Source organism: Empedobacter sp. UBA3239, assembly GCF_002362875.1.
GTDB lineage: Bacteria > Bacteroidota > Bacteroidia > Flavobacteriales > Weeksellaceae > Empedobacter > Empedobacter falsenii_B.
Genome location: NZ_DEVJ01000071.1, coordinates 3,743 through 14,927 on the forward strand (window position 1 = coordinate 3,743; position 11,185 = coordinate 14,927).

Consider the following 11,185-nt stretch of genomic DNA (forward strand, 5'->3'; position numbering starts at 1 on the left):
GTATTATGTATTATGTAAAATGTAGATGTTAGATATGAGATATGAGATATGAGATTTGAGAAGTGAGATTTTAGAGTTGTAAATGTATTAAGTACAAAGTAGATGTTAGATATTAGTATTGAGAGGGTTGTTGTACAATGTATTATGTAAAAAGTAATAAGTATTTGAGATGTAATCTGTCAAACTTAATTCATTTCAGTTTCTCACCCAATGGATTGAAGCTCGTTTGCAAATCGTCTGTCGATTCTAAAATTCGTTGTTAAAAGAGAATTTGAATATTGAAAAAAGAGTTAAAAAACCGACGATTTAGAATCGAAATGCAATTTAAGTTTAAATTATTGGAATAGAAAAAGTTGGAGTATCTGAGTGGAGCGAGTTGCCAACTTTATGGAAATAATTTATTTAAAATACCTGAGCCATACCATGGCTCCTCCTCTTAATCTCAAATGTTGTTAAAATTGAATTTGAGTATTGAAAAAGGATAAAAATCCGTAAAACGTTAAGCGTAGAGCGCAAAGCTTAATAAAACCTATGTTTCTATTGTGGTTAGAGAAATTAAGTGTTAAAAAGTGTTAAAATCCTGTATCGGTGTATATCCAAAATGACACTTTTCTGTATCGGTTGTGTATCCGCGCTGTATCCATTCTGTATCCATTGTGTATCCGTTCCGTATGGTTTGTTCGGTGTTCGTATATCGATGTTAAGTTGTAAAATGTATTATGTATTATGTATTTTGGTTTAAGAAATAGGATCTGAACATAATTTAGGATAATAAGAAAATAATTAATAGTTCTTTATTACGTTCTTTTTATTGATGACTTATTATTGTATTCATTTGAATTCATGTGCCCATCAGGGAAGTTTTAACACAAAAGGAACCAAAAGTTATTCATATGATTTATTATTATTTTTAAGGTATTCATGAATGCAAAGCATTACAAGACTGCGATTTTCAACGTTCAATCTTCATTTTACTCCTTAAAAATATAAATGACTCGCTATCGCTCACAAATCTTTTATACGCTCGTTTAAATGGGTTGAAGCTAGTCTGAAAATTGTATGTGTTTCTTGAAATTTGTTGATATAAGTGAATTCGTGTATTAATAACAAAAAACGTACAAGGTTAACCATAAACCGTAAAAAAACCAAAACCTAACAGATTACTCTATTTGGGTTTATCAGCGGAGATAGAGTGATTATTTCATATTCCCTAGAAAAGAAAGTAATTCTAAGAAAACTCTAGATACTTCGCATCTATTATTTTTTGTTTTTCCTTTCAGTTTTATGAAAATGAAATTTTCAACAACTTCAGAAAAACAAAAAACCCAACAGATTACTCTATTGGGTTTTCTTAGCGGAGAGTGAGGGATTCGAACCCCCGGAGGTGTGACCCTCAACAGTTTTCAAGACTGCCGCATTCGACCACTCTGCCAACTCTCCAATAACGCAGTCTATTGCGGTATTGCGAGTGCAAATATAGAACGCTTTTTTGAATTACAAAATTAAAATTTTCAACCTCAATTTAACGAAAACGTTTTCGTAGACTTATTTCGCATCTCCTTAAATATTTAAATATATTAAAATCAGTTATTTATAAATCAATGAAATATTCATTATTTTTTGAATAAAAAACATTTTATTTCTTTTATTTCTTTTTTTTGCAGAAATAGGTACATTTACATGACAATAATTAGTTTTTGTAAAAAAAATATACGAAATCGTTATAATTAATTACTTTTGCCAAGAATTAAGTAAATAAACACAAAATAAACATTTTCTAAAATGAACCACTCTTCTTATGATCAGCAACTCGCATCTTTCAATGAAATGAGCAAAAAGGTTGTAGAATTCATTAAAATTGTTTCAGATTTATGGTATGATCAATCTGTTGAATTGGTAATTTTCCGTAATCAATTAGTTGATAAAAACGTTAGTGACATCGTAAATCTACATCAGTATGCTGAGGAATTTGTAGAAAAAAAGATTGCTATCGACGATACGTTAGCGATTGCTAAAGCTATTTCTGAAGCTAAATTACCAGCTTCTAGACTTGATGTTGGAAAATTAGCTAAAGAATATATTTCTGGAGATTACGCTTCGGCAGAAGCTTTTGTTGAAGAGAAATTAGGTGCAAGCAAAAATGTAAAAAGTGTTGAACCAAAAGACGTTGTTTTATACGGTTTTGGTCGTATCGGACGTTTATTAGCGCGTGAGTTGGCTTCTCAAATGGGAAAAGGTCAACAATTAAGATTACGCGCTGTTGTAACACGTGATAAAAACGATCCTGTTTTATTGGAAAAAAGAGCTTCTTTGTTACGTCATGATTCTGTTCATGGTGATTTTGACGGAAACGTTGTAGCTGATCACGAAAATAATGCGTTAATCATCAACGGAGTTTCTGTTTACATGATTTCTGCAGCTCAACCAGAAGATATTGATTATACTGCTTATGGTATTAATAATGCTTTAATTATTGATAACACAGGTGTTTTTAAAGATGAAGAAGCGTTATCTCGTCATTTAAAATCTGTTGGTGCTGATAAAGTTTTATTAACAGCGCCAGGAAAAGGTGTTCCGAATATTGTTTATGGTGTTAATCATGAAGAATATAGCCCAGAAAATGTAAATATTTTCTCAGCGGCATCTTGTACAACAAATGCAATTACACCTATTTTGAAAGTTGTTGAAGATAATTTAGGTGTTGTAAAAGGACATTTAGAAACAATACATGCGTATACAAACGATCAAAATTTAGTTGATAATATGCACAAAAAATATCGTCGTGGACGTGCTGCTGCTTTGAATATGGTAATTACTGAAACTGGTGCTGGTAGCGCAGTTGCAAAAGCTTTACCAAGTTTAGCAGGTAAATTAACTTCGAATGCAATTCGTGTTCCAGTTCCAAATGGATCTTTGGTTGTCTTGAACTTGGAAGTTGATAAAAATACTTCTGTAGAGGACGTAAATAACATTATGAAAAATGCAGCTTTAAACGGAGAATTAGTAGAGCAAATTAAATATTCGTTGAACAATGAATTGGTTTCTTCGGATATTGTTGGAACTACTGCTCCATCTATTTTTGATAGTAATGCAACAATAGTTTCTGCAGATGGTAAAAATATTGTGATGTACGTTTGGTACGATAACGAATATGGATATAGCCACCAAGTAATGCGTTTAGCGAAGCACATTGCGGGTGTTAGAAGATATACATACTATTAATAGTATTTTTTCCCTTTATTTAAAATTAATCCACTTTCCTTATAGGTTAGTGGATTTTTTTTGTAACCTATTCGTTTAAAAACAGCTAAATAAATTATTTATACTATTTTTGTTAATATTATATTAATGTTAGTTACGAAAATTAACATTATTTTTGAACAACTAAAAAAAAACATTTTATTTATGAAGAAACTTTACTTTTTTAAATCATCTCTGCTAACCTGTTTGTTGACAGGATTTGCTTTTGGGCAAGGTTCTGAAAACTTTGAAAATATTCCTACTAATACACCAAGTAGTTATGGTAACAGAGAATGGATAGGAAATGATAATGTAACTTGGACAGCAACTAGTGCACGTACAGATCAAACTATTAATGGAAAAGCTATTACTACAAATAACAACGGAAGTGTTAAATCTCCATCATACACAGGAGGTGTAGGAACATTGAAATTTAATTATTCTAGAGCCTTTACAGGAACTAAAAACAGAACTATTGATGTTTATGTTAATAATGAAAAAATAGGTAATACAATTATTGTTGATCCTAATTCTGATAATATCGCAGAATATAATAATGAAATCAATATTGAAGGTGATGTTTTTATAGAATTAAGAACTAGTGGTAACCAAATTAAAATAGATGATATTTCTTGGACAGGGTATACGAAAGTAGTCACAGAAGCTCCTACAGTTTCTCCTAAAACCATCACAGGTACGTATGGAGTGTTATTAACTGATGGACAAATCACGGCTACGAATAACCCTACATCTTGGGCACAAACAGGGGCATTACCATCAGGAATAGAATTTAATACAAATGAAGGTTTGTTCTTTGGTACACCAACACAAGCAGGTACTTTTACTACACAAGTTACAGCTACAAATGAAATAGATACATCTACAGCAGCTGCAGTAACATTTGAAATAGCTAAAGCAAATCAAACCGTAAATTATACATTTGAAAATATAACTCAAGACCAAGGAACTACCTTTGCTGGGTTACCAACCCAAACAGATCAAGGGCAAAATATAGTTTATACATCTGCAGATAATTCTATTGTTTCTGCAAATGGAAATACATTATCTTTTGATGGTATTGGTTCTACAACAATTACAGCTACATCAATTGGAGGAAATAATTTTAATGATTACACAACTACTTTTAGTGTGAAATCAAATGATCCTAATGCTACTTATTGTTTTGAAGAAACTTTTGATGAATTAAAAGGTGTTAATAATAATACTGGAGGAAGTATGCCTGTCTGGGAAGGTAATGATAACTTCCCTACTGTAAATGATGCTTTTCAAGCAGGAGCAGCCGTTAAATTAGGAACTAGTAGTAAGACGGGAGCTATCACTTCTAAAACACTTGATGAAATATCAGGTAATGTTACTGTAAGTTTTGATATAAAAGGATGGACTTCGGTAGAAGGTAGTATGAATATTACATTAGGTTCAGAAACTAAAAATGTTGTTTATACAGCGAAAATGGCAGATAATTTCGAAACACAAACTGTAAGTTTTGAAAACGTAGCTGCTGGTTCTACTTTAAAATTAGAAACATCGGCAAAAAGAGCATTTATTGACAATGTTAAAATTCAATGTTCAACAGCTGAAAACTCTACAACTTGGGACGGAACTGCATGGTCTAATGGAACACCGGATCTTACAAAAGAAGTTATTTTACATGCAACTCCAACAGAAAGTTTTTCTGCGAAGAAATTAACAGTTGAGAGAGATATGATTATTCCTGCAGGAATTACAATTACTGTAGAGAATGAAGTTGTTAATCAAAATGATGTAACATTTAGATTCAGACACGGTGCTTATTTGATTCAAAAGAATAATAGCAATAGCGCAGTAAATGTTGGTCCTGCAATATTTGATAGATCATCAACACCTATTTACCGTTTAGAAAATTTAATGTGGTCTTCACCTGTTATTAATCAAAATATTTTTGAGATTTCTCCAAAAACTTTAACTAATCGTTTTACAAGATTCAACGAATCTACAAATGACTGGGATGCGAATGTAACCTCTACAGATACTTTCCAAGCAGGTGAGTTAATCGCATTTAGAGCGCCAAATGATTACAACAATTACGGAGAAGGTGATGCTCAGGTATTTGAAAGTTCATTCAGTGGTCAATTATTTAATGGAGAAGTAACGATTCCTGTAACTAAAACATCTAAAGGAAATAATGCAGTAGGAAATCCTTACGCGTCACCACTTAGTTTAGATGCTTTAATTGCTGCTAATACATCAGTAGGAGTAAACTCTGTTTATGTTTGGACGCATTCTAAACCAATTGTAAATGGAGCATATCAAGGTTCTAACTGGGCTATTTACAATGGAATAGGATGGAATGATCCAGCTATGACTTCACCTAATATTGACATTGCACAAGGATTTATAGTAAAAGTAGCAAACGCTGGTAATTTAGTGCTTAATAATGCGATGCGTACCTCAGCTAATGGTCCAGTTTATTACAAAGAACAAAAAGATAGATATTGGTTAAGTTTATCAGCAGATCAAACTAAATTGAATACTTCTTTAATTGGTTATGGAATGGGATCTACAAATAAATTTGATCAAAATTTTGATGCTCAACCATTTGACAATAATAATGAAGGATTATATTCTGTTTTAAACAATGATTTATTTGTAATTCAAGGACGTGGAGATTTCAATAACGAAGATTCTTTTGATTTAACTTTCAATGTTAAAAAAGCAGGAACTTATCAAATTAATTTAGAAAAGTTTGAAGGTGTTTTCGAAAATCAAAATATCTTTTTGGTAGACAAAAAATTAGATAAAGCATTTAATTTAAACGAATTAAAATCTTATTCTTTTGATACAGAAGTAGGAGAAATTAATGATCGTTTCTCTATAAATTATCAAAATAAAACATTATCTACGAATGATTTGTCTAAAAAAGGATTGGTAGTTTATGCTCAAAATAAACAAATTACAATTTCATCTAAAGAATCAATAAAATCAATAAAATTAGTTGATATTTCAGGAAGACAATTACAAAATATTCAAAACATAAATACAAAAAATTATGTAATCAATTTGAATGTAAATCCTCAAGTTGTTGTAGTTGTTGTAGAGAATACAAATGGTACAACTGAATCTAGAAAAGTAATTTTAAAATAATTAACGTATGAAAAATATAAAAAAAATAACCTTATTATTTTGTTTGATGTCTACTGTGACTTTTGCAAATACTGAAGAAGGTGGAATTCGTTTTTTTGAAAGTAATAACACTACTCAAAAAGCTGATGATACTGATGATACAGATGATCCAACTGATCCTGATCCAGATCAAGATCCAACACCAATCGATGATTATTTACCATTATTGGTAATAGGGGCAGGATTGGTTGCTTTACGTTTCAGAAAGCAGTTATTAAAAAACTAATTTCTATAAAAAGAAAGCTTCTCAATTTTGAGAAGCTTTTATTGTTTTTATTCCAAACTGTTAATGATAGCTTTATGCAAAATTTCGCCCATAGTCTTACAATCTTCATAGGATTGGTCTTTGTAAAACTTTGCGAAACCTTTTCGTAATTGTGCAACATTTTCTGGTTTAGAAATCGTGTCTTTTTTTATGATTTTCATTAAATCACGAAAACGCTTCGAACTATTCGAAATTCTTTTCGAAATCAAGGATTTTACTTCTTTTCTATATTGATCGACAGAATTTGGTTTCAAGCGATCATTGACTAAATCAACCATTACTCGATTCTCTTTAAAATATTGTGGTCGATAAATTTTTAAATTTCCTTCATAACATTGTTGATCGAAATCTATTGGTCGAATTCTATAGATAACTTGATCAAAATCGTGAATTGGAATCACCACATAATTATACGAACGCATATCACCCAAAAGACCTATAAAACAACGTTCATTGAACTTTACAAACTCTTTTGCAATCTGATTTTTTTCTAAATCATTACATTTATCCAAATAATTTTTGATAAAAACATCTCCTGGAATTCCCAAAATATGCTCCTCAATCAATGTATTTTTGTAAACCAAAAAATTGATTCGGTGAGGAGATAAAATATCTTCTAATTCTAAACCATAAATACGCGAAGCATCTGCTTTTTTGATGTAAAAATTGGTGTAATTATCATTCAAAATATTACGAACCCGAATACGAAAAGGTTTCGAATTTCCGAACGTACAATAATCGATAGAATCAACAACAAGATAAGGCAAAGACTCCTCATCTCCGTCTGAATGTAAGTAAGTATAAATTCTGTTTAGACTATCTTGAATTTCCTGATGTTCCGAGTCGGTATAATAAACACCTAACCAATGCGTATCATTTCCTTCCTTATCTTCCAATGCTACACAACCCGAAAAACGCATCAAATCATCATATTCTACACTCGCTTTTGTTTTGCGATGATATTTCTCTAAATAATGATTTAATTCGTCACTCACAGGATAAATAGGCTTTCTAAACTCTATTTTTACATCTTTCATTTCATGCTTATTACTCTATACGAAGATAGGTCTAAATTTATTTTTTAAAATTGTTTATTGGATTAATATTTGCTAAATTCAAGCATAATATAAATTTAATTAAAATGAATATTCAGGTCAGAAATTTGACTCTTGAAGATTATAGTGATTTGACTGAATCTACAAAAGAAGCCTATCACAATCAGCTTGGAACTTGGACTGTCGACGAAATTAAAGAATTATTAGCTATTTTTCCACAAGGTCAACTTTGTGTTGAAGTGGATGGAAAAGTTGTTGCTTCGGCATTGAGTATTGTGGTTAATTCGAAAAAAACGAATATCGAATCGAATTATGATACGATAACATCTAATGGTAAATTTTTAAAACATGATCCAGAAGGTGATGTAATGTATGGAATTGAAGTTTTTGTTCATCCAAATTATCGTCAATTGCGCTTGGGAAGACGTTTATATGATGAACGTAAAGCGCTTTGTGAAGAAATGAATCTAAAATCAATTGTAGCTGGTGGACGAATTCCAAATTATCATAAATATTCGCAAGAATTATCTCCTAGACAATATATAGAAAAAGTAAAAAGTAAAGAAATTTATGATTCAACTTTAGCTTTTCAGATTTCGAATGATTTTAATGTAAAAAAAATCTTGAAAAATTATCTGAAAGATGATAAAGAATCTTTAGAATACGCCACTTTATTAGAATGGAATAATATCTATTACGAACCTGAATTGAAATCTAATTCACCAACAAAACGTACTATTCGTCTTGGTTTGGTGCAATGGCAAATGCGTTTATTTAATGGTTTACAAGATTTTTATGATCAAATTGAGTTTTTCGTAAGTGCGGTAAGCGATTATGGCTCTGATTTTATCATGTTTCCAGAATTTTTCAATTCGCCGTTGATGAGTCCATATAATCATTTGAAAGAGATTGAAGCGATGCATCAATTAGCAACGATGACGGATGATATTGTGAAGAAAATTCAAGAATTTGCAATTACATATAATGTCAATATTATATCAGGATCTATGCCGCATTTAAAGGAAGGAAAACTATATAATACGTCATTTTTATGTCATCGTTCGGGGAAATTAGATTCGTATAGTAAAATACACATTACGCCAAATGAGTTCAAATATTACGCATTGAATGGTGGTGACGAAATCAAAGTTTTTGATACCGATTGTGGTAAAGTAGGTTTACTAATTTGTTATGATGTCGAATTCCCTGAATTGAGCCGTATTTTAGCCGATCAAGGAATGGAAATTTTATTTGTTCCGTTTATGACTGATACACAAAATGGTTATACGCGAGTACGTAGTTGTGCGCAAGCTCGTGCGATAGAAAATGAGTGTTATGTGGCCATTGCGGGTTCAGTAGGGAATTTACCGCGTGTGAATAATATGGATATTCAATATTCGCAATCGGCAGTTTTCACACCTTCGGATTTCTCTTTTCCAAACAATGGAGTCAAAGCAGAAGCAACTCCGAATACAGAAATGGTACTGATTTCGGATGTTGATCTTTATCTTCTAAAGGAGTTGCATGAGTATGGAACTGTAAAAACGATGAAAGACAGACGCAAGGATTTGTATGAAGTAAAACTAATAAAATCATAAAACAAAACCTCCAATTTGGAGGTTTTGTTTTAGTTCTTATTCCCATTGGTTAGACTCGAATAAGAACATGCAATCTACCTTTTTTTAAAACATAGACCTTAGGTTCGGTTAAGTATCTGTACTAAAATTAGAAATATTTTTTATCTGGGACAAATATTTTTCAGAAAACTTAGAATTTTAACATATTTCAGTTTTGTTTTATAACTCTAATTCGAAGATTTGAATAAACTTTTCATTGAAATTATTTGAAACAAATTGATTAAAATAGATTTTTTTCCCATTATTAGAAAAATGCGGAATTCCTGTTAATTCATTATTGATTTTATGAACTTGATAGATTTGTTTAGATTTTTTTTTGATTAAATCATTTAGATATATTTTATCGTTAACAAAATAAATAGCATATTTTCCGTTTGATGAAAGATTGAATGGAGAGGTAATCGAATTTTCTAAAAAAGAATATTGAATAATTTCATTCGAAACTAAATTTACACCAAATAATTGCGTTTTATCAAATTCATCTTCCATCAAAAAATAGATAATTTTCCCGCCAGGAGAAGAACGTAACCAATGTCTAAAATTACTAATTCCATGTTGAGTAAAAGTGATTCGTTTCTGCGAAATACAACTTGGTACATCTGGCAAAGTAGTTAAAGTTCCTTTTAAATTATCGTTTTCATCAAACCTTATTTCATTTGGAATTTCAGCAATAAAAATTTCCGTTTTCAAATTCCCTTTTTCATCACGCACATGTCCCTGAAATGCGATATTGTTTGTTGAGTTAATCCAACATTCATCAAAAGCTTTTTCGACTTCATCACTTCCATTTTTAGGATTTGTCACTATTTTCGAAACGATAATCGAGAACATTTCACCAGAATTATTTTCTAATGTTTCATCCAACTCAACCTCAACTTTTTTTGGAAACATCACTCCAACCACTCGCTGATCTTTTATGGTAGAATTTTGTTTAGATTCTTGTTCCAAGACATAATCGTTGTAGGTAAAACTAATCCAATTCTTCTCTTTTTGCCACGAATGCGAATGTGTTCCTCCACGCAAAGCACCATTTGTAAAGGGAAAATTTATATTTCGGGCATCCATAAAAATAGGGTAATTTGGAAATTCTAAATCAATTGCGACACCTGTCCTTCTTGTTGCCGAATACGGGTTTGCTTGATTCGCATTTCGAATACCATGAATAAAAATAACTTTATTCTCAATTTGTGAAAAAGAGGCTGCACCTACTCCAGGACCAAATTCTGTTTGATTATTTGTTGTATAAATAATTTTGGATTCGTAAGTTCTCGTGTGAAGTAAACAGATAGAAGAAGTCTCTCCTATTTTTGTATCATCATTACGTGTATCAAAAACAAGATAATTGCCATCAACTGATTGAATTTGATTATGATGAAGCGTATGTCCAAAATCATCATAAGTTAACTGCTTTACCATATCGTATTGTTTAATAATATTTTATTTACTTAATAAACATTTAACAATCAACTAAAAACGTAATTATTTGATTACTAGAAATATTTTATCATTCTTTATAAAATTTTTTACAAAACTGTATTTTATTTTTTTTTCTAGATTAATTATAATTAAAATATAATTTTTTCAATGTTTTTATTTTCCTTAGTATAAGTTTTGTTAAACCTTAAACAACAAAGGTAATATTTAATGAAGATTTTGGAAAATCTACAACCAGAATTGATTCGCAATATGTTCCACAATCTGGAAATGATAACAACAATTAAATAGTTTTACCGGTAGTGTTTAAGATGTGTTGGTAACTCGTAAAAACACAAAAATAATATTTTAACTATTGTGGGTACGTCATATCC

General features: G+C 30.7%; 6 protein-coding genes and 1 tRNA gene. 4 read left to right on the top strand and 3 right to left on the bottom strand.

What is annotated here, in order from left to right; translation table 11 throughout:
* Nucleotides 1-1,355: 1,355 nt before the first annotated feature.
* A tRNA-Ser gene (locus tag B4G36_RS11020) sits at nucleotides 1,356-1,440 on the bottom strand.
* Nucleotides 1,441-1,782: 342 nt separating this feature from the next.
* Here B4G36_RS11020 and B4G36_RS11025 point away from each other — a divergent pair.
* From B4G36_RS11025 to B4G36_RS11035, 3 genes are all read left to right on the top strand, one after another.
* Nucleotides 1,783-3,222, top strand: a complete 1,440-nt coding sequence (locus B4G36_RS11025; protein ID WP_291064044.1) for a glyceraldehyde-3-phosphate dehydrogenase — start codon at nucleotides 1,783-1,785, stop codon at nucleotides 3,220-3,222.
* Between the two features lie 183 nt (nucleotides 3,223-3,405).
* On the top strand, nucleotides 3,406-6,381 hold the full coding sequence (locus B4G36_RS11030) for a putative Ig domain-containing protein (protein WP_291064046.1): 2,976 nt from the start codon (nucleotides 3,406-3,408) through the stop codon (nucleotides 6,379-6,381).
* Between the two features lie 7 nt (nucleotides 6,382-6,388).
* Complete coding sequence (locus B4G36_RS11035; RefSeq protein WP_291064048.1) at nucleotides 6,389-6,646, top strand: hypothetical protein; 258 nt, start codon at nucleotides 6,389-6,391, stop codon at nucleotides 6,644-6,646.
* A gap of 47 nt (nucleotides 6,647-6,693) precedes the next feature.
* Here B4G36_RS11035 and B4G36_RS11040 read toward each other — a convergent pair whose 3' ends face one another.
* Nucleotides 6,694-7,722, bottom strand: coding sequence for a hypothetical protein (locus tag B4G36_RS11040; RefSeq protein ID WP_291064050.1), 1,029 nt, complete (start codon nucleotides 7,720-7,722; stop codon nucleotides 6,694-6,696).
* Nucleotides 7,723-7,826: 104 nt separating this feature from the next.
* Between B4G36_RS11040 and B4G36_RS11045 the strand changes: the two genes are divergently transcribed.
* Entirely contained in the window at nucleotides 7,827-9,338 is a 1,512-nt protein-coding gene (locus B4G36_RS11045; RefSeq protein ID WP_280049997.1) for a carbon-nitrogen hydrolase family protein, read from the top strand.
* Between the two features lie 198 nt (nucleotides 9,339-9,536).
* On the opposite strand, the gene B4G36_RS11050 is transcribed toward B4G36_RS11045, so the two are convergent.
* Nucleotides 9,537-10,793 carry a DUF3748 domain-containing protein gene (locus tag B4G36_RS11050; protein WP_291064052.1) on the bottom strand — a complete coding sequence of 419 codons (1,257 nt, stop codon included), beginning with the start codon at nucleotides 10,791-10,793 and terminating at the stop codon, nucleotides 9,537-9,539.
* Nucleotides 10,794-11,185: the final 392 nt, after the last annotated feature.